Genomic DNA, 25,456 nt, shown 5'->3' on the forward strand with positions numbered 1-25,456 from the left:
GGTGTGAGTCCGTGGGTCAGGCCGGCATGATGAGCCGTTTGGCGTGAATGGCGATGCGTACCGGAAGCCGGCGCGTGGCGGCGGCGGTTTGCGCGGCGTGCGCGGGCGGAGCGGCATCGAGGCCGAGATCGCCGAGGCTGAGATGGCTGCTGTCTCGCGTTCGATCCGCATCGATGCCGAAGCGCGGTTCGGTGGGATGCTCCTGAATGACTACGTAGTAGCCTGGATCGCCGCCGGCCTCGTCCGGAGAGACATCAAAACCTAAAATGAACACATCCGGCTGCGTGAAGCCGCTGAAGATGGGCAGCAGCTCGGGCGCCGCCGGGTCGGGCTGGAACGCCAGGGGGTCGGGGGGCGACCCCGGATGCATCGCGCGAACCATGAAGACCGACGCGTTGGGATAGCGCTGCAGCAGGCTGCTGCGCAGCAGCATGACGAACGGATTGGCGTCTGGAGGCGCGCCGAAGGCGAGATCGCCCAGCGGCCTCATTTTCCCGGTCGCCGAATCGATGACGCTCCAGGTGTGCAGGGCGGTGATATCCGGGTGCCCGATGCTCCAGAACCGGTCGAAATAGGTGCCGCGCTGATCGGTCGGGTAACCCCGCCACAGCAGCTCGCGGGCCATTTCATGATTGAGCCCGACCAGATAGGCCTCGATGAACCGCCGATTCGTCTCCAGGCCGACAACCGTCTCCGGCCTGACCTTGTCGATTCCCGGCAGCAGCAGTTCCTGCGACAGGTCGCGCAGCGTTTCGTACATGGGCTGCGGGAAGTGCGGCGCCATCATGACTGTATCCACCCCGTCGGTCTCCGCCGGCGCGAGCACGTTGTCTCCGGTCGACATGATCGCCTTGACCAGGGCCGGCAGCGTTTCCCGCGGGATGGTCTGTGCGAGCACCGGGATAGTGATGGCCTGCATCGGGAGCCGTAGTTCGGCAGAGGCGGTGCGTGGGGCGGGGAAGCGATTCAGATGTTCCTGCGCCGCCTTGCGGAAAAAGCCGGGAACCTCGGTCCGGTCCTGCTTCAGCAGCGGCGTGCCCGGCGACAGCACGGGGGTGTTTTCGGGCGAGACGAAGAATGCGCCGAAGTACGATCCGTTCTTCTGGGGTTGGGCCCCCTCGAGCCCGAGATACTCGACCGGCAGGCTCCCCGGTATCGGGCAAAAGTCCTGCTGCGGCGGCTGCGGCGGCTGGATCGGAGGGGTGTCCCCCGGCATATTGTTGAGGCGGGCCACCCAGGTGTCTTTGGCGTTGCGCTGGTAATTCTGGGCAGCGACGCGGCGGGTCAGCGGGCCGCGCTGGCGTCCGATGCGGCGCATCGCCGGGCGGTTTGCCGCTACCGGCAATGCGGAACGGGCCTGTTCGGCGAGCAGCGACGGTTCCGCCGTCGCGGCCGCGCTTGCGGCCAGCCCCGAAACATCCTGTTGCCGGGAGACTCGCAAGCGGGCGAAGGCGGGCGCCGTGATGCGCAGCATTCTTTCCTCGGTGAACTTGGAGAGATGGCGAGCGTGCAGGCTCTCGCCCACGGCGAGGCTCAGCTGGATCTGGCGCAAACGCTGGTTGGCGACCGCCGATTCGGCGGCCTGTTCCCACGCCGAGGCCATCAGCGCTTCCTGGTGCTCCTGAACGACGCGGGTTCCGAAGGCGGCGGCGATACGCCAGCGCGGATCGACATTGAGCTGATCGAGCCAGGTTGCGCCCGCTGGATCGACCGTTGCGTCCTTGGTGTACCAGCGGCCGTAGATGGGGGGGGCGAGCACGGGGTCGGAGTCCGGTCCGGTGATGCTGCCGTTGACGGTCTTGGCGAGATTGTCCCTGAACGGCTGCGGAACGGGGGCCGGGGCCGGCGAGCCGCCGGGCGGCGAGATCGGCAGCAGCGCGCCTTCGAGTTCCACCTCCGTCGCGCCCGACTCGGGAAAGGGCTGGCTGATGTCGATCCTGCGCTTGCCGAGACCGTCCGGCACATCGGCCTTCAGATTCCTGGCGATCGACTCGAAATCGCCCGGCTGGCCCGAACGGAATTCCCAATGGTAATAAACGGGCAGCCGGGTCGGTCCGTACTCGGTCGGCGGTTCGGGCGGTATCGACCAGGCCGGCGCCGGCGTCTCGTATTCCGTTTTCTCGATGGGTATGCCTAGCCCGGCTTTCCGGCCCAGTTCGAAAGCGGGAACCACGCAGGCGATGTAGTCGTTGTCGGGCGCCAGGATGCGCGGACACAGCAGCCTCGAAAGCGACAGCTCCGGCGAACCTTGCAAGGCCCCCCGAATGGCATCTTTGCTGCCGTCGTCCGCGGCCACCTGGGCATGCGCCCAGGCCCAGGATTCGTTCAGGTCCGGGAGTTCGACCCATGGCCGCGCCGGTGCGGCGATCGTCAAAACGGGCAGCGGCGCGTCGGCCGCACTGTTCAAACTCACGCCGGCTTGTTTCCGTACCACCACGAGGCACAGCCATGGCCGCAGCCGGTTGTCGGCGAGGGCTTTTGCCGGCGTGAACAGCCATGGAAAGTCCGGGCGGTCGAACTCGATCGACGGAAAGCAGTTCGGCTCGAAGTCGTTCGAACCCGGCCGGGGGTCGGTGCGAACGACCTGGTTGGCGTCGATCCCGATCACGTCCGCCGGGCCGCGCAACTTTACCGAAACCGGAACCGTCTTGGCATCCAGCGTGAGCATCACATTGACACTGGCGATCCCGGTTTTCTGTTCGGCGTCGATGGCGGAGGCGGCGCCCTGCCGCACCCAGGGCAGGAAATACAGGTTTGCGTTGGACACGGTGACTTGGCTCCTTTACAAGGCTTCGAGTTCGTGGGCGGGGACCATCAGCCAGCGGACGCCGCCGCGGTTCAGGTCGGCGAGCGCGGCGCGGCAGTCGCTCCAGGAATTCACCCCGGGATCCAAGGGCGCCGGCGCGCCGTCGCTCGCCCGGATGATCCGCCAGCGGGGAGCGGAGAGAGTGGCCGCGGGCGTCACGGCGGTATTGCGGAACCGCGCGCGGCCGACATGCCGCACCGGCGCCCGCGCTGCGGCCCCGCTCGAGCGCTGGGCCTGGAATGCGGCCAGCGGCATCGTATAGAGCTGCGTGGCCGGGAGTGCGGCAAAGGAAGCCGCAATGCCGGCGGTTTCCGCTGCCGACGATGGATTCACGGTGATCGGTTCGTAATTCAGTCCCGATGCCGCGACGGCGTTCTCATCGAACGTCGCATCGGTGTCGCCTACCACGAATCCCGCGTCCATCTCCTCGAACGAAGGTGCGGCCAGCTTCTCGTCGTCGCTCATCGTGAAATAGCGCGCCGGCGCGAACGCCCCGGTCACCGGTGTGCCGGCCTTTCCGTTCAGCGAGGCGGCGGCCGTGAACCGGCGGCGCCCGGCGATCGGCGCGCCGCCGTAGGTATCGATGTCCCGATGGGTGTTCAGCGGCACGACCTGCTGCTGTACGACCAGTTGGCCCAAGGGGTCGAGCACCAGGCCCGCATTCGCCGGCAGGCTGCGCAGGGCCACGCCGTGGACGACGCCGGGTGCCCGCCGCGTGCTCCAGTTCGCCGGGTCGGTGAGCGCCTTCTCCAGTTCGGTCTCCAGAGATATTGCCGCTATCGACCGCGAGGCCGAGCCGTCGGCGAGGGTGAACGCGAAGCGCACCGTAAAGCTGAACCACAGGATCTTGAACTTCGCCTTGGCGGCAATCCGCAACGGCAGCGGGCCTTCCAGGGTGCCGTCGAGCGCGACCTTGAACAGATTGCGCGACTTGTACTTCAACTGCACCAGGGCATGGAAATCCACGATGAAGTGCGGCGGGACGATCGTCACCAGGGCGTCGAAGCCGAGGTCCCCTGTGACGGTGAAACCGGCACCTTTGGCATAAAGCGAGGCGCGCGCGCCGAATTGCACGGTATTGGGGGTGATCGCGAAATAAGCATCGCAGATCAGCCGGGGATTCTCCCCCGAGGACAAGGCGATGGCGACCCGGTCTAGCGTCGGGAAGCCGGCCGGCGCGGCAAACCGGGGATTCAGCCCACCCACCGCCAGCACGAAATGGGACCCCGCCAGCCCGCCGGCCAGCGCGCCCGCAGCGCGGCCGAGCCGGTGATCGGGAACTTGTGCACCAGCCTGGAATCGACCAGCACCGCGTCGGCTTCCAGCGTGCCGGCGTCGAAGTCCAGCACGCCCAGCGCGTCCATGTTCAGACGGATCAGGTCGTTGTCGGCCGACGGCAGCAATGCGCTGGCGCGCCCGAGCACCAGCAGCCGCTCGCGCGCGCCGAGCTCCCGGATCAGCGCCAGGTCCATCTGTACCAGGGCGGGCGTGAACCAGGTGATGCGCGCCATCAGGCCGAGCAGGTAACTGCCCGGTTTGGCCGGGAACGCGGCCGACAGGGCCTGGATCAGCGCCGGCGCATTGGCCACGGGATCGCGCGGGAACAGCAGCGTGCGCAGCATATCGGTTTTCAGCCCGGCCCTGAGCACCTCGTGATCGAAGGTGCGGTTGATGCCCACCATGCCGCCGATGCTTTGCAGCACGAAGCCGAAGCCCAGGGGAACCGGCTTGAAGCCGTCGGCGGTGATGAAGATGAGCATCGAGTAGCCGGGGCGGCCGTCGGGCAGCCGGGTCGCGATGAGCCCGAAGGCGTTCAGCGTGATTTCATCGTGCAGCGAGAGCTGCATGGCGCCGGCGTAGAGTTGCCGCGCGGGGTCGTGGAACAGGAAGCCGCCGCCGGTGAGGACGCCTTGGGCGTCGATCGAGAGGCCTACGCCCGAGGGCGGCTTGAAGCCCAGCTCGAGATCCGCCACGCCGAGATTGCCGCCGGCCTCCGGGAAGCGCAGGGCGCTCCCGATGCCGACGCGGTCCAGCACCGCTTTCACCGGGCCGATCGAAGCCGCGATGCTGGCCGAGACCTCGGCGCTCACGCCATCGTCGTTCGCCCGGAGGCCGAGGTTGACGGTGGTCAGCGTCACGCCGGCCACCGACAGCCCTACCGGGATGGCGGCCTCCAGCCCGGCGCTGCCGCGCAGGGTGAGGCCCTTGTCGCTGGACCAGGCCAGGCCGAGGTCGAATTCGGCGCGCAGGCCGTCGGACGGCAGAAGCTCTGCGAGGAAACCGTCGCCGTCGCCGGGTGAAATCACCAAGGCAGATTTGGTTACATCTGCCGACAGTGCCAGAGTCCGACGCGCCTCCGACAGCGAGGTTTCGACGGCGAGCCGCGCGCCTCCGACTTCGAGCCGCGAGCCCGTGGGTGACCCGAAGACGAATCCGGGAGCCTCCGCCGTTTCCAAGACGGCGCTCACACTGCCAACAACTTCAGTCGTCGACGCGTCCGCGAGCAGCGTGAAGCCGTGGCGGCCAACGGCGAAAACGTCGATGCCGGCCGTGATATCCAGCTCGACGATGAACGGGCCGATGGATCTCGTTGCCGTCAGAGTGCCGAAAGGACTGACGACGAACCCCAGATCACCGCGATCGGCCGACGAGATCGAGAGGACGACGCCGGTTTCCGACTCGAGGCCTTTCAACAATGGGTCGTTCAGGTATGCGATGAGTGCATGACTGATATATGGCGCTGAATCCGCCAACAGCGTGTCGTCGCCGGGATTGACGCCGTATCGGCATGAAACTCCCAATTGGCTCAACAGACCGACGACTTTTGGAAACAGCGCATCGGCCATCGCGTCCGCGTCCGCCCCCGTCAACAAGGGAGTCCCATACTCCGCGCGCAATACCCCAACGGGGTCGCGAAGCAACGAAGCGATCCGGCTCGGATGCAAGCGTTCGATTCGATACGGATTCCGAATCACTTCCGTACCTTCCATTTGAGCGGCGCTAAAAGCTTGGTCAACCTCGAGCTCGATCAATGTGAGCAGCGCGGCGATTTCGTGAATGACCGGATGGCGCGTCTTCAACCATGTCGATACAAGCCACTCGATCAGATCGCCGCTGACTCCGGGGAGCTGGGACAGCGGTCCGCCTGTCGCATCGAGCTGCCGCAGCGCTTGAAAAGCGCGTCCGGAAGACTGGAGTACGCCGAGGATGTCGTCCAGAGAAGGCGCCTCTTGGGACGCGAGTGCCTCGATCTGTTTCTTGACATCAACGATGGCGCTAACGGCCGCGCTCACCGCGGTGTTATCGTCGCCAGGCGGAACACCGAGTATGGCGAACAACTCGTTGAGTGCGCCCGGAACTTCTACGGCGCGTTGCAGCGGGCTCAGGATGTTGCCGGTTTCCTCGGCGAGGAGTCGAAACAGGTCGGCACTCATGGAGTCACCTGTAAATAGTTGGGGTCGGCAGGATGAGCGCTATCGATAGTTTCCATGTTGACCGCGTAGTCGACGAACAACTGTTCTCCCCCGGGGCTACGGAATCGCACCCGATGATTCACGATGAATGGCCCGGTTTGCGGGGCGGGCGGGATGGGAAAGCTCAGATCCCCCATGTTGTTCACGCCGATGATATGCCGGATGACGGCCGGATCGAGGTTGTGTTGGCGGTAATTGTCTCGTGCGAGACGGAAGACATGTGCCGTTTCCTTGAGCTCGTCCTTCGTCGGTGCCCCCGGTTTTTGCCACGGCGGTGGCGGCGGGAGCGGTTGAAGGGTCTTCGGCACTCCGCCGTTGGTCATGGTGAGATAGTCGAACTGATAGCTGAAGTCCGGCGATTGTATGAACCAATCCTCTTGAGGGGGACCGCTTGGATTCGGCCATGCGGGATTCGCAGGTATGAGTCTCACCGAGCTTGCTCTATCAAGATAGAGTCGGCGGCCATACCACTCTCCCATTTTCTGGCCGGAAGCCGGTACGTTCCAGCCTATGTAATACTCCGTGACGTGCGGAGGAACCATCACGGGCCCCAGGTGGTACGGGGCGTACTGGTATCCTCCACGCTGCTGCCCGATGGTGTCTCCAGTTTGCTTCTTGAATGAGCTGGCAACCAACTGGGCAATTACGACATTCGCGTGTTGTGTGCCCGTGTCTTCGAATCGCTTGGTTGCCTTGTAGTGCAGGCGGGAGGCGAAGGCGGTGTGCACGTCGCCCGATAGCAGAACGACTTTTGCGCTGGCCCCCTGACTGAATCCGACCTTGTCGGACAAGGCCTTGGCCAGTCGATCGAACGCGACCGACGGGAGGTCCCACGCCTCATGGATATCGGGGAAGTGCTTAATATTGTTGGAAACCTCATGTAAATCAGTCGCTGCGCGGATGGGCTGGACTGGCGGCGCATTGGTCGTTAGAACGACGATCAGCATGCGTCCATCCAGAGCTGGCGTTTTTACAATCTGCGCTGCGAATTGCGCGGGCGCCAGGAGATCGGGGGCTTCGCCGCCTCCCCAGGGATAGGTTCTGAAGGTTCGCGTGTCCGTGACGATGATCTGATGAGCAGTACCCTCGATGGTGTAGTTGTAGCTCAGCGAACCGGGATGATGATCGACTCGGTGATTCTTTTCGACTTCTGTGCCGGTCGGCACGTTGACCAGGGAACAGATAGCATCCGATTTTTCTTTGCTTACGTAGTCTGCTGGCGTCGTGGGCGAGTTCAGCAGGGCCAAGAGCCTGGTGCCCGGAAGGCTTGCGTCGGTTTCCAGGAATTGCTCCGGCACATTTCCCCAATGCTGGCACAGAGAGTACGCCACAAGCGCGTTCTGAACGATGCGTCTACCTATGTCCGTGGCGTATAGATGGTACGCCGTGTACTCGGTCATGTTCCAATCGTCGGTTACTTCATGATCGTCGAAGATCATGTAGCTGGGGATATTCGCGAGGACGCGACGGACATTGGGCAAGGTGGCCCGGAACTTGATCAATTGTTGAATGTCGTTTTCGATACCACGCTTAAACCCACGGTAATCGTTTTTATTGTCCAAAGTTACAAAGGCGGAGCTGATCTTGACCACGTCGTCTTTGGTGGGCATCACGTCCTGAGGGGGCCAGAGCACATCGGACCACGCAAACAGGTACATGCATAGATATTCGCCCAGCGACATCAGGTGGCAGCTGAGGTCTTCCGATGAGAACTTCGCCTTTCCGTCTTCCATCTCAAGTATGCCGCGCCTCGAGAAAGGGGGGAGTCCGGACGCCAGCATCGGCGTCTGTATCGGCACCAGCGGCAGCAGTTCATCCCACATCAGGAACTTGGCGGCGTCGGTCAGCATCATCAGCAGGCTGGCCGCAACGTCGTCGGCGTAGATTTGATCGCCGGTCATCAGGAGTTGTTGCGGGCGCTGTAAAGGTGAATTCACCTTCTCCTCGATCAGCGTATCCGCGATCGCCAAGGCATCCAGCCCGTCGCCGGACGGTTTTCGGCATGAGCCGTGGAGGATGCGCAGCGAGTAGATATTGGCCGGCGGCAGGCAGAACGACGGCCTGTCGTACGGGGTGTTCGGGTAGGTCAGCAGTGCCTTGTGCGTCCCGGTAGCGGTCGTGAAAGTGGTCGCGGCAGCGATCGAGTCATCGATTAGCGATGGGGTATTGGTGTCTGTGGGATACTCGAATACCGCGTCATACATGTAGACGGCATTCTCCACCAGCTCGCTTTCCCCAGCCTTACGCCGAGCGGTGACGGCGACGATGTGCAGGTTTGGACCAACGGCGATCGTTTCTCGCTTTCCGTCGAAGACACGTTTGCCGGTACTGTCCAGTACCATGAGGGTCACCGTCGCCTTCTTCTGAAGCGAGAACCAGACCGTAACGGAGTCCGGCGTGACCTTTCGCAGGATTGGCCCCGCAAGGACGTTTGGTTTTTCCGACAACGTTTTCGAGTTCAGATACTGCCAAGTCATGATCCGATTTCCCGTGATCCCGTTGAACTGTCGATAAAGCAAGGTGTGGTGCTGACTACAGCGCGCACGTATTCAGAACGCTCTGAATTTCGAGCAGTGGAAACGACATGGCGAATGTTTGCCCAAGCCACAAGCATCCCGTCCGCGAACGACACCTTGCGCAAAAAGCGTGCAAATCCATCGTGAGCACTGTCCGATGATTCGAAAACCTTGTCGTGGTGCATCATTTCGATAGCCTTGTTCGCTTATCCCGGCGACCGTCTCAGTACCGGTACTCATCGGGTTTGTAGAAGAAGTACTCCGCCTTGTAGGGCACCAGCGCCTTCTGCCCCACGTCCGTCGGTTCGGCACACCCGGTCGAGGGTGCCACGCCTCCAACGGTGTTCAGCCGCTGGATGAAAGTTGTCGGCGTGAGCGCGTGGCCTCCGGTGGGGCCGTCCTGGGCGCCGACCACCTGGACCAGAAGCCAGGGAATTGCATCGGGCGCGACGAAGGCAGGGTCGGAAGAGGAGGCGATTCCCTGGCCCCAGACGGTGCTCGTGTCCCGCGAGTGTTGCCAAGTGACGCGAGAGGTCTCTTTCTCGAACGGGTTGGGGCTGAGGAAGTGGGTGATGACCTGCTGGTTATAGCGGTTGAACAGGGTGGCCTGCGGCCCGAAGAAAGTCCAGGCGAAGCCGGAATCCGAAGGGAGGCAGATGTAGTTCTGGGTGCCGGAGGCGTGCGCTTTGAGGAAAGGCTCGTTGCCTTCCGGCACCTGAATGTCGGCAGGCACGGATGGCGGCGTGACAAAATCGGCGTAGGCTGATGCCGGTAGCGAAACCGGACCGGCCAGAGCAGAGGCACAGGCGATGGGCAAGATACGACGCGCGGTCTGATTCCGTGCAGTATTTCCGATTTTCATGGCATTCCCCTGTCGCGCTTCGGGCGCGGGTTATAGAGTGATCGTTTCTATGGCAGTTTTCAGAATCGAAAACCGCCGTTTTCAGGTTTCTTATCCTTGCACCGGCTTATCGCGGCCGAAACCGGTGTCATCCATGCACCGTCCGGATCTCAGGCTTGAACGGCGAGTCCTCAAAGCAAAAGAGATCAATCCGATCGTTCTGTGAACTATTGCCGCGAATACCGCCGCGCGGCGTGATAGCATCGCTTACGGCACTTTCTGGTTCCGCGCAGTCTGGAGCATCGTTGCCGGGCCGGGACAAGGCGGCAAACACAATAGCTTTCAGCCTCATACACTGCTCTTCGACGGGTCCCTCTAGGGTAAGCGGCGAGAGCTTTCGACGGTTCTGGCGATTGCATCTTGCACGTCGAAAGCATATCAGCGGCTAAATCCGGGTGCCGTTTAGGCACCGTGGAATTCTCGTGCAATTTCCGTAAACATCGCGCAACACTCCACAGATTTTGTTTTGGGTAACGGACCGCAATGACGCGCCAACATCACCTTTTCTTTCCTCCGTTTCAGCTGGATTTGGTCAATGAGAAACTGTTTTGCGGCGCGCAACACATACCCTTGCGACCGAAGGCGCTCGCCGTGCTGCGTTATCTGGCGGAACACGCGCAAAGCTTGGTCACCAAGGAAGAGTTGCTCGAAGCCGTGTGGCGTCGATCCTATGTGAGTGAAGGACTGTTGCGGGGGTATATTCGCGAGCTCCGCGCCGTGCTCGGGGATGAGGCTCAGGCGCCGCGCTTCATCGAGACGGCCAGCCGGCGAGGCTATCGGTTCATCGCCCCGGTCACCAGTGCTTCAGCGGTCTCCTCGGGAGGGGATCAGCGTGAGCCCGCCTTTCGCGCAACCTCGGACGGGCAACTATGGGTGGGGCGGGAGGCGCAACTGAGGCGTTTGCAGGAGTTATGGCTGACGGCCCAAGGCGGCCGGCGGCAGATCGTTTTCCTGACCGGGGAGGCAGGCTCGGGCAAAACGACTTTCATTGAAATGTTTCTTGAGACGCTGGCGCGGGATGAGCACAGGCTAATGTGGGGGCAGTGCATTGAGCACTATGGGGCGGGAGAGGCATTTCTGCCGCTGCTGGAGGCCTTGGGCCGTGAGGGCGATGCAAGTCGCTTAAAAGCCGCGTTGAGTGCCTGCGCCCCCACCTGGCTGTCGCAGTTGCCGAGGCTGCTCGCTGCGGAGGAACGAGAGGAGGTGCAGCGGCAAGTGCTGGGGGCGACGCGGGAGCGTATGCTGCGGGAGGGTTGCGAACTGCTGGAGGCCCTGTCGGCGGAAGCGCCGCTCGTGCTGGTTCTGGAAGACATGCACTGGAGCGATTATGCCACCCTGGATCTGCTCGCCGCGCTGGGACGACGCCGGGAGCGGGCGGCGCTGTTGGTGATCGTCAGCTACAGGGCAAGCGATGCGGCGCTTCGCGACCATCCCTTGCAACGGGTGCGGCAGGAGTTACAGGCGCGTCGGCTGTGTGCCGAACTGCCGATCGACGCCTTCTCCCGGAAAGAACTGCGCGCTTATCTCGTCCGGCGGTTTTCGCAAGCCCCGTTTCTCGAAGAGATCGCCCGAATCATTCATCGACGTACCGGCGGCCACCCTTTGTTCGTGGTGAATCTTATCGATTACCTGCTCGCCGACGGACGTCTTCGGCAAGCCGAGGGAGAATGGAGCATCGAAGGCGGTGTTGAGGACCTAGAGCGCGGCGTACCGGATGACATCCGAGAGCTAATCGAGCATCAGCTGGAACGACTGTCCACCCGAGAGCAGCAGGCGCTCGGTGTAGCGAGTGCGGCCGGAATGGAATGCTCGGCGGCCCTTCTTGCGGCGGCATTGGAAGAAGATCCGCTGGCTGTCGAGGCCTGCTGCGAAGCGTTGGTGCGGCGTAGTCCGATGTGGGCGGCGAGCGGAATAGCCGAGTGGCCGGATGGAACTGTGGCGGGAAACTACGCGTTTCGCCATGCTTTGTTTGCGGAAGTGCTGTACCAGCGGCTGACTCCGGCTTACCGGATTGCATTGCATCGGTGCCTGGGGAAACGACTGGAACTTGCCTTCGGGGAACGGTCGGGAGAAATCGCGGCCGAGTTGGCCAGGCACTTCGAGGAGGGGAGGGATTTTTCGAAGGCTCTGGGTTATCTTCGCCTCGCCGCCGAACAGTCCTCGCGGCGTTTCGCCAACCGCGAAGCCTTGAATTACCTCGGCCGTGCATTGGCGCTAGTGGACCGGCAACCGGCCGAAGCCCGGATCGACAGCCGTCTGTCACTCATGGAGCAGCGCGCCCTGGTCCATCGCGTGCTCTCCGATTGGCCTTGCATGGTGGAAGACCTGGAGGGGCTGGTGGCGCTGGCCGGCGCCGAAGGTCGGCGGGAGCAGGAGGTCGGGGGCTTGATAGCATTGACCTTGGCGCTGTTTCATTCCGATCCCTTGCGCTGTATCGCCACGGCTGATCTGGCGGTCGAGCGGAGTCGCGATCTTGCCGCCGACCGGCTAAGAACCTACGCGGTAGCCAACCAGGCGCTTTTTCGCCTCGCGTTTGGCTTATGCCGAGAGGAAGACAGGGTGGCGGTCGTCCATGGCGCGGAAGTCGCCCGCTCGGCGCAGGATGCCATGCCCTTAGCTTTATATTGCACGCTGCAAACCGTCATGGATCTCGATCAGGCCGATTACCCCGGTGCCCTGAGGTCCGCGCAAGAGGTCCTGCGCCTGGGCAGCGCAATGGGCGACGGCTTCAATTACATGTCCGGCCAGTACTATTCCGCCTGGGCGTTGCTCCATCTCGGAAGATGGGGCGAAGTGAGGCGCATCCAGGCGGCAGGGCTGACGGCGGCGGAGCAAAACGACAGTCCAATGCCGCGGTCGCTATTCCACCTGGTTGCAGCGGCCTTGTCTCTGGAGGCGCTGGACTATCGCAGCGCTCTGACGTTGTGCCGAAGTGCCACCCCGCGCCCTTCGGACGCTTATGCCGTGCCGCTCTTTGTGCTTTTGAGGAGCCGTGCGCATCTCGCCCTGGGCCGGTATCACGAAGCGATTTGTTGTCTTGAGTACCTTGCCCAAATGACCGAAGCTGGCGAGTTGCTCAGTTTGCGCAATCGGATGATGCTCCGTGAGAGCCTGGGCGAATACTGGCTGGCCATGGGGAAGCCCGCGCAGGCCTACACCGAGGCGGAGCGATTGCTCGAACTTGCCGCCACCCCCGGCGATCGCCACTTTTTGGCTCTGGGGCACCGGCTTTTGGCTCGGATCGCGATCGCGGAGCAGGATCGGAATGAGGCGGAATGCCAGCTATCGCAAGCCCTAGCCGTCATCGAAGGCGCCGTGGTTCCGTTGGCGGCCTGGCGGGTCTATTTCACGGCGGCGGAGCTAAATGAAGGGCAAGAGCGGACGGCCGAGGCTAGCGTGTACTGGAACCGCGGCGCGGCGGTCGTCCGTGCACTGGCCGATTCTCTCGAAGAAACGGATCCCCTGCGCCGGTCGTTGCTGACCGCCTTGCCCGTTCAAGAAGGGGCATAATCCGGCCGGCTTCATTTGTCCGATCAGGTATCTGTCTTCACGCGGTCAGTTGCCGGTGGTCGGAACTTTGCGCCGTTTGATGTGTGAGCCTAGCCAAGGATTGTCCCATGCGGACGATACTGTCGGGCACGAGCGATTCTTCCCATTCGACCACGTTATCGCCGAATAGAACGATTATCGTAGATCCCATATTGAAGCGCCCCATTTCCTGGCCGCGGGAAAGGACCGGCGGGTTCTCCGGATAATGCCAGGTTCGTACGGTCGTGCTAGTCGGCGGGGTAACGACGCCATGCCAAACCGTTTCGATGCTGGCGACAAAGATGGCTCCTACGAGGACCAATGCCATAGGCCCGACCTCGGTGTCGAACAGCGCGATAACGCGTTCGTTGCGCGCGAACAGATTCGGGACATTGGCCGTGGTGGCCGCGTTGACGCTGAACAGTTTTCCGGGAACATGGGTCATCTCCTTGAGCGTCCCGTCGAGGGGCATGTGCAGGCGATGATAGTCCCGCGGCGAGAGGTAGATTGTCGCAAACCGGCCGTTGGCGAACAACTCTGCTTGTTCCGCGTGTCCGCCGAGCAACTCGGCCACACTGAAATCTTTTTCCTTGGCCTGGATGATGCGTCCCTCGGTAATCGCTCCGATTTGGCTGACGGTGCCGTCCGCCGGACAGACTACGGCGTCGGGTTCGGGCGCGATGGGGCGGGTCTCCGGTTTGAGCGCGCGGGTGAAGAACTCGTTGAAGCAGCCGTAAGCAGTCGGATCCGGCTCGGCAGCTTGCGCCATATCGACGCCGTACAGCTTGATGAATGAGCGAATCATTGCATCTTTGAAGGCGCTGTTCCGGCACCGGGTTATCGAACCCATCAGCCGCGACAGCATGTGCTGGGGCAGCACATGCTGGCCGAGCGCGAAGAGTTTTTCCGAGGTAGACATAGTGGGATCAATTGGTGCTTGGGGCGAAGGAATCAATAACCCCGCTCGGCAAAAACCTTTTGAGCAGCGGTTACGGCCACTCCGGCGGTAATCGGGGCTTTGGTTTCGGCAAGCACGGCTTCGAGCGCACTCAGGCAAACCAAAACATTCTTCGGCGATGCGCTGAACCCCATGAGTCCGATGCGCCAAATCTTGCCCGCCAGCGCTCCAAGTCCCGCTCCGATTTCGAGGCCGTAACGGTTGAGCAGGGTCGAGCGGACATAAACATCATCGGCACCTTCCGGAATCGTGACCGCGTTGAGCTGGGGCAAGCGAGCCGCTGTCGGCACGATGAAGCGCAGTCCCATCGCCTCGAGACCGGCCTTCAGCGCGGTATGCATGTCCTGGTGCCGTTGCCAGGCATTCTCTAACCCTTCCTCCTGCAGAAGCACCAGAGCTTCATGCAGGCCGTACAGCGCATTGATCGGCGCGGTGTGGTGATAGGCGCGCTTCGTGCCGCCGCCCCAGTAATTCATCACCAGGCTGAGATCCAGGAACCAGCTTTGCACTTTGGTCTTGCGATTCTTGATGACCTCGATCGCCCGTTGATTGAAACTGACCGGCGAAAGACCAGGCGTGCAGGATAGGCACTTCTGCGAGCCGGAGTAGATGGCGTCGACGTTCCATTCGTCCACTTTTAGCGGAGAACCGCCGAGCGAGGTCACGGCATCCACGATGACCAGGCAGCCATGCTCATGGGCGAGCCGGGCAAGCGTCTCCACGTCCGAGCACGCGCCGGTGGACGTTTCGGCCTGAACGAAGGCTACGATCTTGGCTTCCGGGTGGGCCTTGAGGGCATCGGCTACTTTGTTCGGGTCGACGGGCATGCCCCATTCGTCCTCGACTAGGACGGCCTTGCCGCCGCAACGTTCCACGTTTTCCTTCATCCGACCGCCGAAAACGCCATTTTGGCATACGATCACCGTATCGCCCGGTTCCACGAGGTTGACGAAGCAGGTTTCCATGCCGGCCGAGCCGGGGGCGGAAACCGGCAGAGTCAATTCGCTACTGGTCTTGAAGGCGTAGTGCAGCAAGGCCTTCATTTCATCCATCATGTCGATGAAGCGGGGGTCCAGGTGGCCGATCGTCGGTCGCGCCATGGCCTCCAAAATTCTCGGGTGGACGTCGGACGGGCCAGGGCCCATAAGGGTGCGGACGGGAGGGTGGAAAGATCGGATGCTCATTTTTCGATGTTTTATTTTATATGTACGTGAGTGAATTGATGATGCTCGTCGAGATAAAGAGTGAGGTCGGCGCGGTTCGGCATTTCATCCAGCGTATGCCGCGTGAGACGCTCGTAATGCATGATGAAGCGCCGTAACGCGGCGACGTCCATCAAACGGTGCCGGTTGCTGGGATCGGTATTTTCGGCCAGTTTTTTCTCTTGCAGGCTGCGCCATTCGAAGACGCTGTCCATTCCGGGGACTTTGAGCATGACCAGCCTGTTTAATTCCCCAAAGAGAATCGCGTAGGCGCCTTTGAGCTGATCGTTGACGTAGCGGCGCCACGCGCCATCGGAGTCTTCGCTTTTCTCCAGCTCGTTTACCGGCGAGTCGAGCGCATCGTCCGATTGTGGCCGCGTGCCTACACACCAGCCTTCGAAAATAACGATATCGGGTCGGCCTCGGACAACCGGCCATTCAACCACCGGTTTGCGGTCGTCGCGTGCCTTGTCGAAAGCGGGCAGGGGAGTCAGCGTATCCGCTCCGGCCGTTTTCAAGGCGCGAAGAGTTTGGAGCCCGAGGTCGACGTCATGAGTGCCGGGTACGCCGCGGGTCAGCAAGAGCGGATGAACTTCGCGGGCCAAGCGCTCGCGCTCGGCCCGCGTTTTATAGATGTCGTCTATGGAGAATCCGGCGACGCGGAAACCGTAGGTTTCGGTCAAGATCAGCTGGAGAAAGTCGCATAGTGTGGATTTTCCAGATCCCTGGGCTCCGTTGACGCCCAGTACCAGCGTGTCCGTCGATTTTTGCCGGCGCACCCACGCTCCAAGCGGAAGATAAACCGAGGCGAGTCTTGCAGTCAGGCTCTCGTCGATACGGTGAGCGCGCACCCGCTCGGTAAAGACCGGCCGGATGCGCTCCCAAAGTTCGTCGTACTCGGCTGGCGCGAGTATTCCGGCAGGCCAGAACGAGTTCGTTTCGGCGGCGGACACGACGTTCAGGCCACCTTGTCCCGCGGCGTTTGTCCGGCAAAGAAGGCCGTGACGTTGTCGATGACCCGCATGCCCATGGCCTCGCGGGTTTCAAGCGTGGCGCTGCCCAAGTGCGGCAACAAGGCGACGTTGTCCAGCTCGAGGAACCCTTTGTTCAAATTCGGCTCTCCTTCGAACACGTCCAGGCCGGCGCCCTTGATGGTTTTTTTCTTCAAGGCATCGATCAAAGCTGCGTTGTCGACCACGTCGCCGCGAGCGGTGTTAATGAGGTAAGCCGCGGGCTTCATCAATGCGAGGCGTTCGGCGTTGATGAGGTGGCGGTTTTCCTTGCTTCCGGGGCAATGCAGGGCAACGAAATCGGCCCGGCGCAGCACCTCTTCGATGGTGCTGCATTGTTCGGCGTCAAAAGACTTGACGACTTCAGGGGCGGGCGGATAAGGATCGAAAAAGATGATCGGCATGTCGAAACCGAAATGCGCTTTCTTCGCCATCGCTCGGGCAATGCGCCCGAAACCGATCAGGCCGAGGGTCTTGCCGGTGACCTTGGTGCCCATCATGTGCGTGGGGTGCCAGCCGGTCCATTCGCCGCTGCGCACATGGCGCTCGCCCTCGCCGCCGCGCCGGGCGGCCATCAGCATCAGCAACATGGCGATGTCGGCGGTGCAGTCGGTGAGGACGTCGGGGGTGTTGGTGACGGTGATGCCGCGCACCTTGGCCGCCTCAATGTCGATATGGTTGAAACCCACGCCGAAGTTGCCGAGGATCTTGCAACGCAAAGGTTCGGCACTCAACACATCGGCCGTGATCGGGTCGGTCACCGTCGGCATGACCACATCGTAATTGCGCAGGGCATCTTTCAATTCCTCCGCGGTCATCGGATGGTTGTCGGTGTTGAAAGTGACGTCGAACAGTTCTTGAAGCTTGGTTTCGCAAGCTTCGGGCCAGCGGCGGGTGACTAAGGCTTTGGGTTTGCTCATGGTGCAGGCTCCAAATTACGTAAGGTGGGCAATACCCACCTTACTCGGATTTCGTGCCCTCTGCCCTGGAAGACGTTGCGCGAGTCAGCCGGATCATTCCGGCCTGTCTCAAGCTGTTGCGGCTCCCCCAGGGCGAGCGAGGTTGAGGCGAAGGCCCGATCAGCGCGGCTTGACGGCCGGCGCCGTTTCGCGCCAGTACTCGCAGGCCGCTGCGATACCGCTGCCCGGCGTCACTTGGATGCCGGTGTCGCGCATGGCCATTTCGGCGCCCGCGATTGCGCTGCACAGCATCAGTTCGTTGAGATCGCCCAGGTGACCGATGCGGAACACTTTGCCCATGACCTCGCTCAAGCCGGCGCCGAGGGAAAGATTGTAGCGGTGATACGCATAATGCATGACGTCGCGGGCATCGTAGCCTTGCGGAACGACGATGGCGGAAACGGTGTTCGAGTACCATTTCGGATCACGGGCACACAACTCCAGTCCCCAGGCTTTAACCGCGCGACGCACCCCTTCGGCAAGCCGGTGGTGGCGGGCAAAGACGTTTTGGAGCCCTTCTTCGAGCAGCAGGTCGATGGATTTGCGCAGACCGTAGAGCAATGGGATCGACGGTGTATACGGGAAATAACCGCCGGCGTTGTGCGTCATCTGATCCTGAATGTCCAAAAAACAGCGACGGCTCTTGGCGCTTTGGCGCGCATCCAGGGCTTTCTGGCTGAAGCATAGCAAGGCCAGACCAGCGGGCAGCATGAAGCCTTTCTGTGAACCGGCAAGACCGATATCTATGCCCCATTCGTCCATACGGAAGTCGATGCTGGCGATCGAACTGACCCCGTCCACGAAAAACATGGCCGAATGCCCGGCCGCATCCAAGGCTTTGCGTACGCCCGCCAGATCGTTGGTGACGCCAGTGGCGGTTTCGTTATGGCAAATCAGGAGGGCCTTAATGTCCTGATTTGTATCCGCTTTGAGCCGCGCTTCCAAGCGATCCAAAGGTATGCCTTCACCCCAGGGGATTTCCTCATGCTCTACATCGAAGCCGAGGCGGCGTGCCATATCGATCCACAAGTGGCTGAACTGGCCGAAGCGATAAGCCAGAACTTTATCGCCGGGAGATAAGGTGTTGGTCAGGGCGATTTCCCAGCCGGCCGTACCGGTGGCGGGAAAAATGAAGCATTGGCCTTTTTCGGTTTGGAAGATTTTTTTGAGATCTTCCAATAATGGCTTAACCAGCTCCGGAAAATCGGGGCGCCGGTGATCTTCCATCGGCACATGCATGGCGCTCAGGATAGAGTCCGGAATATTGGTGGGACCGGGAACGTAAAGATGAGTTCGACCTGGCATTAATTTCACCTTATGGAACGTGGTTACCTTGGAACGGCGCGAAAACGCGCTGGAGCTCAAAACCGGCTATGGACTGCAGAAGACCGCCCAAAAACAGCCCGTAATCATGCCACAGGGGAGAAGCTGTCTTCAAGGTAAGCCCCGTTTGCCGAGATGGGGGCTATGGTGCTCGGCTCATTCAATAACGATTAGTGATTCGAGTGGACTTGCGGAAAACCCTTCTTCACACCGGAATAGAAGTGAGGGTTGAACCAGGATCGAGTGAGCCGGGGACTCGGTTCGTCTCGGGGACTGATCGCGATCCAATCGGACCCGAATGCCGGAGCGGGAAAAGGCCCGCTCCGAGCGTTTTCGACGAGAATCGGACCTTATTCGTCGCCGCTAAAAACACCTAGCAGGTGCAGGAGACTGGTAAACAGATTGAAGATCGACACATACAGGGTCACTGTGGCGAGAATGTAGTTACGCTCGCCGCCGTGCACGATTTCGCTGGTCTGGTAAAGAATGAGACCGGCCATCAAAACAATGAACATTGCCGACACGGCGATCTGGAGTCCCGGCATATGAAAGAAGAGCGCAGCCAGTGCGGCGAGGAACGCGACCAGGATGCCGGCGGTAAGCATGCCGCCCAGGAAACTGAAGTCCTTCCTCGTGGTCAGGGCGTAGGCCGACAGCCCAAGGAAAATCGCTCCGGTGCCCCCAAGGGCGGTCATCACCAGTTGCGGGCCATTACCGATCTGGGTCAGATATATATTGAGAATCGGCCCGAGGGTCAGCCCCATGAAGCCGGTAAGGGCAAATACGAAGACAAGCCCGAGGGCGCTGTTCTGAAACTTGGAAACCAGGAACAGCAAGCCGAAGTATCCGATTAACGTCACAATCACTCCGGGGTGGGGTAGCTCCAGAGCCATCGACAAGCCCGCCGTGAATGCGCTGAAGGTCAGCGTCATGGCCAGCAAAGCATAAGTGTTGCGTAGGACTTTGTTGGTTTCCAATACGCCGGCGGAAGCGCGAGCGTAGGCCGGATTGATTTGATTCATAATGATCTCCTTTGCTTAGGACATAATCGGGCAATTGGACCAGGAAATGGTACAGTAGTTTTTCTTGCGCGTGTAATGGTTTGAGCTAGACGGGGTTTTTCATGCGGGAGCCATTTCGAGACCGACTTTTCCGCCTCATCTCAGATCTCGTTCTTTGTCATTCGCCAAGCGGCAAGGAACAGGAAATAGACGCGTTCATCCTATCGTGGCTCGAGTCTATCGGCGTCGAGGCGAGCCAAGATGATGCCGGCAATATCATCGCGAGCGTTCGGGGAACGAACTCTGCTCGCGTCCTCGCCATTACCGCACACAAGGACGAGATCGGCGGCATCGTGAAGCGTGTGAGAGAAGACGGCAAGGTGGAGGTCCGGAAGCTCGGCGGTACTTTCCCATGGGTCTATGGGGAAGGGGTTGTGGATTTACTCGGCGACAGCTTAACGATTCCGGCGATCCTGAGTTTCGGTTCCCGGCATGTATGCCATGAATCGCCTCAAAAGGCATACGAGGAAGACAAGCCGCCGAAATGGGATACCGTTTGGCTGGATGCCAAACTGAGCAAATCGGAACTCACAGAAGCGGGGGTGCGTCCGGGAACGCGGATGGTTATCGGCAAACATCGGAAAGCGCCATTCCGGATGGGGGATTATGTCGCCAGTTACGCCTTGGACAACAAGGCCGCCGTTGCAATTCTTTTACTGCTGGCCGAGACCGTGAAGAGCCCAGTATCGGATTTGGATCTGGTTTTTTCCGCGCAGGAGGAGGTGGGAGCCATCGGAGCGCTCTATTACACCCGGCAGAAACGAGTCGACGAGCTGATTGCCGTCGAGATTGCCCCGAAATCGGCGGAGTATCCCATCGAAAGCGACGAAGAGCCCGTACTTTTGTCTCAGGATGGCTATGGCATGTATGATGAGACGTTGAATCGACGTCTTGCTGAGGCCGCGCGTAAGACGGGCGTGTCCGTGCAATACGCGGTGTTGAGCCAATTCGGCAGCGATGCGTCGGTGGCGATGAAAACTGGGCACGTGGCGAAAGGCGCATGCCTCGGGTTTCCCGCAGATAACACTCATGGATACGAAATCGCTCATTTAGGAGCGCTGGAAGCCTGTTATCAATTATTGCAAACCTACTTATCCTGAGATTGTCTAATGCCCACCTTGGGTTCAAAGGTTGATTTTTGAATATTCGTTGCCATATAACAGGCATATCCGATTCTTGACTACAGACGTGGGTTATCGATGAAGAAACGTACTGGATTGGTTTTGAGCGTATTGATCGGGCTGTCCTTGGCGCTGTCCGGAATGGGCGACGCTTACGCCAAGCGCATGGGCGGCGGTAAGTCGTTCGGCAGCCGGCCGTCCTACAGCACGCCCTATAAACGCTCTACCGATATGACGCAATCCGCTTCTCCGGCTCAGCAACAAGCTTACCAATCGCCGGCCCAAAAGAACCAGGCGGCGCGCGAAGCGATGTCGCGACGGGGCGGGCTCATGGGAATGCTGGGCGGCCTGGCCTTGGGCGGTTTATTGGGCGCTCTCCTGTTCGGCGGGGCTTTCGAGCATCTCAACTTCCTGGACATTCTGGTGTTTGCGCTGATCGCATTCATGCTGTTCAAGTTTTTCGCCGCTCGGAGGCGAACCGAATCGAGCGAACCGGCAGCGGCAGGAGGATATTATTCGGGGACGGACTCGGCTCGGAATCCGGAATCCGATCACGCTTACCGGCGTCAGGCCGATTCCGGACAGGCGAGCAATTCGGGGTTCGATACGGACGTTCTGTTCGGAAAAGGGCGAGGTGCTTCGTCTTCAGGGCAAACTGCCGGCACGGCCGGACAACCCAATTCGGTTCCGACGGATTTCGATTCGGCCGGTTTTCTTTCCGGCGCAAGAGCGGCCTACGAGACGATGCAGAAAGCGTGGGACGAGGGAGACTTGGCGCAGTTAAGGGCTTTGACCACCGACAAGGTATTCGGCGAGCTTCAGGATCAATTGAGAGCTCGCGGAACCGAGAGCAACAGGACGGAACTGCTCAAGGTCGACGTGGAACTTCTCGAGGTGCGTGACCTCGGCTCAGACCGCGAGGCAACCGTACTGTTTGATGTGATCATACGTGAGTCTCCCGAGGAAAGACCTACGCAAGTGCGCGAAGTTTGGCACTTCGTACGTCCGAAACACAGCCGTCAACCGACCTGGTTTCTGGATGGAATTCAGCAGTTGGAAGACTGAGCAGAGTTGGGTTAAAGCGGGGGGAAGATAAAGCTTTGTCTTCCCTCCGGTCAGCTCATGAATAAAGCCAAATTTTGGCTCATGGCGTTCGCCATCGTAACGATGGCAAGCCTCGGCCTGTATCGATGGGGTTTCGAACGAACCGCCCCGGATGCGGAGTTCGTCACGATCAAGGGCGAGCACATTCAGATGCGGGAGCTCCGCGGTCATCCGGTGTTGGTGACATTCTGGGCCAGCGACTGCCGGGCGTGCATCGAGGAAATGCCCGAACTGGCCGAGTTATATCAACAGCTTTCCGCGCGAGGTTTCAAATTGATCTCGGTCGCTATGCCTTATGACGTTCCAAGCCGGGTTTTAAGCTTGGCCGAGGCGAAACAGCTGCCTTATCCCGTGGCCCTTGATCCACTCGGGCATCTGGCGGAAACATTCGATCAGGTCCGATTGGTTCCCAATAGCTTCTTGATTTCTCCTGACGGCCGGATTGTTATGCACCAACTGGGACGAATCGATGCCCGGAATCTCCGTGAGCGAGTCGAGCGGATGCTTGGAGAAGTGTAAACGATGTGGCTGAAAGCCTTTCATCTCATCTTCATGGTGACTTGGTTCGCCGGTTTGTTTTATCTTCCCCGGTTGTTCGTCTACCACACGATGAGTGCCGATGCCGTCAGCGTCGAGCGGTTCAAGATCATGGAACGTAAACTCTACTTTGGGATCATGACTCCCGGAATGATTTTGACGCTCGTGTTCGGCTTATGGATGCTCCACGACTATGCTTGGGAAGACTACGGTGACAGCGGCTGGCTTCGCGTTAAACTGTTCCTGATCGGATTGTTGGTGGGTTATCACGCTTTGTGCGGAAAATGGCTGCGTGATCTGAAATATGACCGTAATGGTCACAGCCATATTTTTTTCCGCTGGATGAATGAAGTGCCGGTCTTGTTCTTATTCGCGATCGTGCTTCTGGCGACGCTCAAGCCGTTCTGATCTCCCCTGTCCGCTTGTCGAAACAACTATTTTGCCGATTCTTGTCGAGGATAATTACATGCCAACTTACGACTATCAGTGCGAAGCCTGCAAACATGAGTTCACCGCCATGCACAAAATCAGCGAGGCACCACCGAAGTGCCCTGATTGCGGCGGCGACGTCCGGAAAAAATTATCGGCTCCCGCGGTACACGGCAGTGGTGCTCGGAAAGAGTCTGCCATCAGTCCGGGACATGGTTGTGGGGCAGGGGCATGTGGATGTAAACACTAATGGGAGAGCAAAACCGGATTGCACGCCTTTCCAGGGACGGAAAGCGAAGCTTGCTACTCAATTGCTTCCGTACGGAAACCTTCCTGACTCCAGCATAAGACCGTTTCGCCATTTCCCCACTCGGGCAGGACGAAGCGCCGACATCGCTTATTCTCGATCTCGAACTCATGAACAGCGGGGCGGTGGGTGTGGCCGTGAATCAATCGATCCACGCCATAACGGCTCATGGTTTCTCTCACTGCTTCCGGGTTGACGTCCATGATCTCCGCCGTTTTGCCGCGCTTATCAAGCCCGCTCTTGAAGCGGTACCAGCGCGCATACATGCGGCGCAGCCAAAGCGGCTTCGATAGCGCCGCTTGTTTCCATGCGTCGGTGCGGATGCGTTCTCGAGCCCTCTGATACTGAACATCGTCGGTGCACAGGAGATCTCCGTGGGTAATCAACGTGGACACCCCGAAGAGATCGATGACCTCGTAATCGGCAAGCAAGCGGATGCCGGTTTCCCGAGCGAAGCTTTCGCCGAGCAGAAAATCGCGGTTACCGTGCTGGAAGTACACTTTGATGCCGGAGTCCGTAAGCTGCCTGAACGCGGACTTGACCTCCCGGTTAGGGGAGAAGTTGTCGTCGTCACCGAGATAGGCGTCGAAAAGGTCTCCGAGGACGTACAGCCGCTCGGCATCTGATGCGCGGCGTTTCAGAAACCGCAAGAAACGCTGTGTAATTTCCGGTCGTGTAACGCTGAGATGCAGATCGGAGATGAACAGCGTTTCGTTTTTCAAGGAAGATGGCTTCGTCTGTCTATTGACCGACGATGGTCGCTTTCTCGATGATGATGGGTGTTTGCGGCACATCCGATGCCATCGGGCCGCCGGAGCCCGTCGGAATTTTTGCCATCTTGTCGACGACGTCCATGCCTTCGGTGACCTCACCGAATACGGAATAACCCCATCCTTGCGGTGTGGCGCTCTTGTAATCCAAGAACGCATTGTCGACAAAATTGATGAAGAATTGAGACGTGGCGGAATGGGGATCCGGAGTACGGGCCATGGCTATCGTTCCGCGCTTGTTTTTAAGTCCATTATCGGCCTCGTTCTTGATTGCCGGGCGCGTGGGTTTCTGCTTGAAATCCTCGGTGTAACCACCGCCTTGAGCCATGAAGTTCGGTATGACTCTGTGGAAGATGGTACCGTCATAATGCCCCTCTTTGACATACGTCAAAAAGTTCTCGACCGTGGCGGGGGCTTTAGCTGAATCCAGCGTTAGAACGACATCCCCGAGATTGGTCTCCAACCGGACTTGAGGGGCGGGTTGATTCATTTTTGGTTTCTCCGCTGCAATGGATGATAAGGCAAAGCCGAAAAGACAAACGAAAACGATCTTGGCGAGCTTCATAGTATATCGCGTTGATGGTTAGGGTTCTTTCGCGGCGCTAATTTCCGGGTCTTGTTTATAAATTGGATCGAGCGAGCTGTCAGCCTCAAGGGAGGCGATTTCCTTAATGATACCGTCATTCAACCCGTAAACCCATCCGTGGAGATCCGGACGATCGCCGGCTCGCCACGCTCGCTGAATGACCGAGGTCTGCGCCAGGTTGTGAACCTGTTCGATGACATTGAGTTCGACCAGTCGGTTGTGACGCGCGTCCTCCGAATTTTCAGCATCGATGTTCTCTCGGTGCAGACGATGGATGTCCTTGATGTATTTGAGCCACTTGTTCATGAACAAGTGGTCGGGATGCGGTTTTCCCATCGCTGCTTTGATGCTGCCACAGCCGTAATGCCCGCAAACGATGATGTGCTTCACCTTTAGAAAATCGACGGCATATTCGAGCGCGGCCAGGAAATTCATATCCATGATCGCCACTTGGTTGGCTATGTTCCGATGAACGAAAATTTCACCGGGCTCGGTTTGTGTCACCTGGTCGGCATGCACGCGGCTGTCGGAACACCCGATCCAGAACACGTCCGGATTCCGTGGCTGCCGTAGTTTGTCGAAAAATTCCGGATCGTGAGCGGCTTTCTCCTGAGCCCAAGCCTTATTTTCAAGCAGCAGCCTTTCGAGCGGTTTCATAATTTTCTCCGGTTACAGTTTGCTGTTTATCGGTGGTAGAGGCGCGCTGCGTCGCGATGCCGTGCGTGCCGTTGAGGTTTTTCAATTCCACGGTGATATTGTCGTCCGAGGCGGCGGCCACGAAGTCGTGGATGGTTTCGAGGATGTCCTGATCGATGAATTGCGCCCGCGTGGCATCGATGATGACATACCCGTTTTCGCCCACCCG

21 protein-coding genes and 1 pseudogene are annotated in these 25,456 nt (G+C 60.0%); 6 read left to right on the forward strand and 16 right to left on the reverse strand.

Annotated elements, in window-relative coordinates; all coding sequences use genetic code 11:
* Positions 1-16: 16 nt before the first annotated feature.
* From JOD69_RS09835 to JOD69_RS09860, 6 genes are all read right to left on the reverse strand, one after another.
* Positions 17-2,767 carry a hypothetical protein gene (locus JOD69_RS09835; RefSeq protein WP_086135528.1) on the reverse strand — a complete coding sequence of 917 codons (2,751 nt, stop codon included), beginning with the start codon at positions 2,765-2,767 and terminating at the stop codon, positions 17-19.
* A gap of 15 nt (positions 2,768-2,782) precedes the next feature.
* On the reverse strand, positions 2,783-4,021 hold the full coding sequence (locus JOD69_RS09840) for a DUF6603 domain-containing protein (protein WP_210023911.1): 1,239 nt from the start codon (positions 4,019-4,021) through the stop codon (positions 2,783-2,785).
* On the reverse strand, positions 4,000-6,240 hold the full coding sequence (locus tag JOD69_RS09845) for a DUF6603 domain-containing protein (protein WP_210023912.1): 2,241 nt from the start codon (positions 6,238-6,240) through the stop codon (positions 4,000-4,002). The genes JOD69_RS09840 and JOD69_RS09845 overlap by 22 nt, the downstream gene beginning before the upstream one ends.
* Complete coding sequence (locus JOD69_RS09850) at positions 6,237-8,756, reverse strand: hypothetical protein (protein ID WP_086135526.1); 2,520 nt, start codon at positions 8,754-8,756, stop codon at positions 6,237-6,239. Before JOD69_RS09850 ends, JOD69_RS09845 begins: the two co-directional genes overlap by 4 nt.
* A 262-nt stretch (positions 8,757-9,018) precedes the next feature.
* Positions 9,019-9,657, reverse strand: coding sequence for a DUF3455 domain-containing protein (locus tag JOD69_RS09855; RefSeq protein WP_086135525.1), 639 nt, complete (start codon positions 9,655-9,657; stop codon positions 9,019-9,021).
* A gap of 127 nt (positions 9,658-9,784) precedes the next feature.
* Complete coding sequence (locus tag JOD69_RS09860; RefSeq protein WP_133718519.1) at positions 9,785-9,988, reverse strand: hypothetical protein; 204 nt, start codon at positions 9,986-9,988, stop codon at positions 9,785-9,787.
* Between the two features lie 191 nt (positions 9,989-10,179).
* On the opposite strand from JOD69_RS09860, the gene JOD69_RS09865 reads away from it, so the two are divergent.
* A complete protein-coding gene (locus JOD69_RS09865; RefSeq protein WP_077731573.1) occupies positions 10,180-13,206 on the forward strand; it encodes an AAA family ATPase in 3,027 nt (1,008 codons plus the stop codon).
* A 37-nt stretch (positions 13,207-13,243) separates the two neighbouring features.
* On the opposite strand, the gene asd is transcribed toward JOD69_RS09865, so the two are convergent.
* The 6 genes from asd to JOD69_RS09895 form a co-directional block, all read right to left on the reverse strand.
* On the reverse strand, positions 13,244-14,143 hold the full coding sequence (gene asd / locus JOD69_RS09870) for an archaetidylserine decarboxylase (RefSeq protein ID WP_077731572.1): 900 nt from the start codon (positions 14,141-14,143) through the stop codon (positions 13,244-13,246).
* A 32-nt stretch (positions 14,144-14,175) separates the two neighbouring features.
* Positions 14,176-15,282: an alanine--glyoxylate aminotransferase family protein gene (locus JOD69_RS09875; protein WP_240502586.1), complete on the reverse strand. Its 1,107-nt coding sequence runs from the start codon at positions 15,280-15,282 to the stop codon at positions 14,176-14,178.
* 95 nt (positions 15,283-15,377) lie between these two features.
* Positions 15,378-16,337 (reverse strand): hypothetical protein, encoded by a 960-nt coding sequence (locus JOD69_RS09880; RefSeq protein WP_240507128.1) that lies wholly within the window; start codon positions 16,335-16,337, stop codon positions 15,378-15,380.
* A 5-nt stretch (positions 16,338-16,342) separates the two neighbouring features.
* Positions 16,343-17,314: a D-glycerate dehydrogenase gene (locus tag JOD69_RS09885; protein ID WP_086135524.1), complete on the reverse strand. Its 972-nt coding sequence runs from the start codon at positions 17,312-17,314 to the stop codon at positions 16,343-16,345.
* A 159-nt stretch (positions 17,315-17,473) separates the two neighbouring features.
* On the reverse strand, positions 17,474-18,658 hold the full coding sequence (locus tag JOD69_RS09890) for an aminotransferase class V-fold PLP-dependent enzyme (protein ID WP_077731569.1): 1,185 nt from the start codon (positions 18,656-18,658) through the stop codon (positions 17,474-17,476).
* A gap of 368 nt (positions 18,659-19,026) precedes the next feature.
* Positions 19,027-19,698 (reverse strand): Bax inhibitor-1/YccA family protein, encoded by a 672-nt coding sequence (locus JOD69_RS09895; protein WP_077731568.1) that lies wholly within the window; start codon positions 19,696-19,698, stop codon positions 19,027-19,029.
* Positions 19,699-19,799: 101 nt separating this feature from the next.
* Between JOD69_RS09895 and JOD69_RS09900 the strand changes: the two genes are divergently transcribed.
* The 5 genes from JOD69_RS09900 (at position 19,800) to JOD69_RS09920 (ending at position 23,178) form a co-directional block, all read left to right on the forward strand.
* Entirely contained in the window at positions 19,800-20,837 is a 1,038-nt protein-coding gene (locus JOD69_RS09900) for a peptidase M42 (protein ID WP_086135523.1), read from the forward strand.
* A 99-nt stretch (positions 20,838-20,936) separates the two neighbouring features.
* Positions 20,937-21,923, forward strand: coding sequence for a TIM44-like domain-containing protein (locus JOD69_RS09905; protein ID WP_086135522.1), 987 nt, complete (start codon positions 20,937-20,939; stop codon positions 21,921-21,923).
* 57 nt (positions 21,924-21,980) lie between these two features.
* On the forward strand, positions 21,981-22,481 hold the full coding sequence (locus JOD69_RS09910) for a TlpA disulfide reductase family protein (protein ID WP_086135521.1): 501 nt from the start codon (positions 21,981-21,983) through the stop codon (positions 22,479-22,481).
* A gap of 3 nt (positions 22,482-22,484) precedes the next feature.
* The gene (gene hemJ, locus JOD69_RS09915) at positions 22,485-22,907 is read left to right on the forward strand and encodes a protoporphyrinogen oxidase HemJ (protein ID WP_077731564.1); all 423 of its coding nucleotides are present in this window, start codon (positions 22,485-22,487) and stop codon (positions 22,905-22,907) included.
* 58 nt (positions 22,908-22,965) lie between these two features.
* A complete protein-coding gene (locus JOD69_RS09920; RefSeq protein ID WP_077731563.1) occupies positions 22,966-23,178 on the forward strand; it encodes a zinc ribbon domain-containing protein in 213 nt (70 codons plus the stop codon).
* A 53-nt stretch (positions 23,179-23,231) separates the two neighbouring features.
* Here the strand turns inward: JOD69_RS09920 and lpxH are convergent, their stop codons facing one another.
* The 4 genes and pseudogenes from lpxH to JOD69_RS09940 all read right to left on the reverse strand — a co-directional run.
* Complete coding sequence (gene lpxH / locus JOD69_RS09925) at positions 23,232-23,957, reverse strand: UDP-2,3-diacylglucosamine diphosphatase (RefSeq protein WP_086135520.1); 726 nt, start codon at positions 23,955-23,957, stop codon at positions 23,232-23,234.
* Positions 23,958-23,976: 19 nt separating this feature from the next.
* Positions 23,977-24,495, reverse strand: a complete 519-nt coding sequence (locus JOD69_RS09930) for a peptidylprolyl isomerase (RefSeq protein WP_205780830.1) — start codon at positions 24,493-24,495, stop codon at positions 23,977-23,979.
* Positions 24,496-24,588: 93 nt separating this feature from the next.
* Positions 24,589-25,248: a carbonic anhydrase gene (locus tag JOD69_RS09935; RefSeq protein WP_077731560.1), complete on the reverse strand. Its 660-nt coding sequence runs from the start codon at positions 25,246-25,248 to the stop codon at positions 24,589-24,591.
* Positions 25,220-25,456: pseudogene (locus tag JOD69_RS09940) on the reverse strand (hypothetical protein); the annotation flags it as partial. The gene JOD69_RS09935 and the pseudogene JOD69_RS09940, both read right to left, overlap by 29 nt.

Origin of the sequence: Methylocaldum sp. RMAD-M, assembly GCF_017832375.1 — a bacterium.
Lineage (GTDB): Bacteria > Pseudomonadota > Gammaproteobacteria > Methylococcales > Methylococcaceae > Methylocaldum.

What these genes read in the sequence shown, in the direction of transcription:
- JOD69_RS09920 (WP_077731563.1), top strand. Translation starts at nt 22,966, where the DNA reads ATGCCAACTTACGACTATCAGTGCGAAGCCTGCAAACATGAGTTCACC.
- JOD69_RS09930 (WP_205780830.1), bottom strand. Translation starts at nt 24,495, where the DNA reads ATGAATCAACCCGCCCCTCAAGTCCGGTTGGAGACCAATCTCGGGGAT.
- JOD69_RS09900 (WP_086135523.1), top strand. Translation starts at nt 19,800, where the DNA reads ATGCGGGAGCCATTTCGAGACCGACTTTTCCGCCTCATCTCAGATCTC.
- JOD69_RS09845 (WP_210023912.1), bottom strand. Translation starts at nt 6,240, where the DNA reads ATGAGTGCCGACCTGTTTCGACTCCTCGCCGAGGAAACCGGCAACATC.
- JOD69_RS09850 (WP_086135526.1), bottom strand. Translation starts at nt 8,756, where the DNA reads ATGACTTGGCAGTATCTGAACTCGAAAACGTTGTCGGAAAAACCAAAC.
- asd (WP_077731572.1), bottom strand. Translation starts at nt 14,143, where the DNA reads ATGTCTACCTCGGAAAAACTCTTCGCGCTCGGCCAGCATGTGCTGCCC.
- hemJ (WP_077731564.1), top strand. Translation starts at nt 22,485, where the DNA reads ATGTGGCTGAAAGCCTTTCATCTCATCTTCATGGTGACTTGGTTCGCC.
- JOD69_RS09895 (WP_077731568.1), bottom strand. Translation starts at nt 19,698, where the DNA reads ATGAATCAAATCAATCCGGCCTACGCTCGCGCTTCCGCCGGCGTATTG.
- JOD69_RS09855 (WP_086135525.1), bottom strand. Translation starts at nt 9,657, where the DNA reads ATGAAAATCGGAAATACTGCACGGAATCAGACCGCGCGTCGTATCTTG.
- JOD69_RS09885 (WP_086135524.1), bottom strand. Translation starts at nt 17,314, where the DNA reads ATGAGCAAACCCAAAGCCTTAGTCACCCGCCGCTGGCCCGAAGCTTGC.
- JOD69_RS09860 (WP_133718519.1), bottom strand. Translation starts at nt 9,988, where the DNA reads ATGAGGCTGAAAGCTATTGTGTTTGCCGCCTTGTCCCGGCCCGGCAAC.
- JOD69_RS09875 (WP_240502586.1), bottom strand. Translation starts at nt 15,282, where the DNA reads ATGGCGCGACCGACGATCGGCCACCTGGACCCCCGCTTCATCGACATG.
- JOD69_RS09905 (WP_086135522.1), top strand. Translation starts at nt 20,937, where the DNA reads ATGAAGAAACGTACTGGATTGGTTTTGAGCGTATTGATCGGGCTGTCC.
- JOD69_RS09935 (WP_077731560.1), bottom strand. Translation starts at nt 25,248, where the DNA reads ATGAAACCGCTCGAAAGGCTGCTGCTTGAAAATAAGGCTTGGGCTCAG.
- JOD69_RS09890 (WP_077731569.1), bottom strand. Translation starts at nt 18,658, where the DNA reads ATGCCAGGTCGAACTCATCTTTACGTTCCCGGTCCCACCAATATTCCG.
- JOD69_RS09865 (WP_077731573.1), top strand. Translation starts at nt 10,180, where the DNA reads ATGACGCGCCAACATCACCTTTTCTTTCCTCCGTTTCAGCTGGATTTG.
- JOD69_RS09910 (WP_086135521.1), top strand. Translation starts at nt 21,981, where the DNA reads ATGAATAAAGCCAAATTTTGGCTCATGGCGTTCGCCATCGTAACGATG.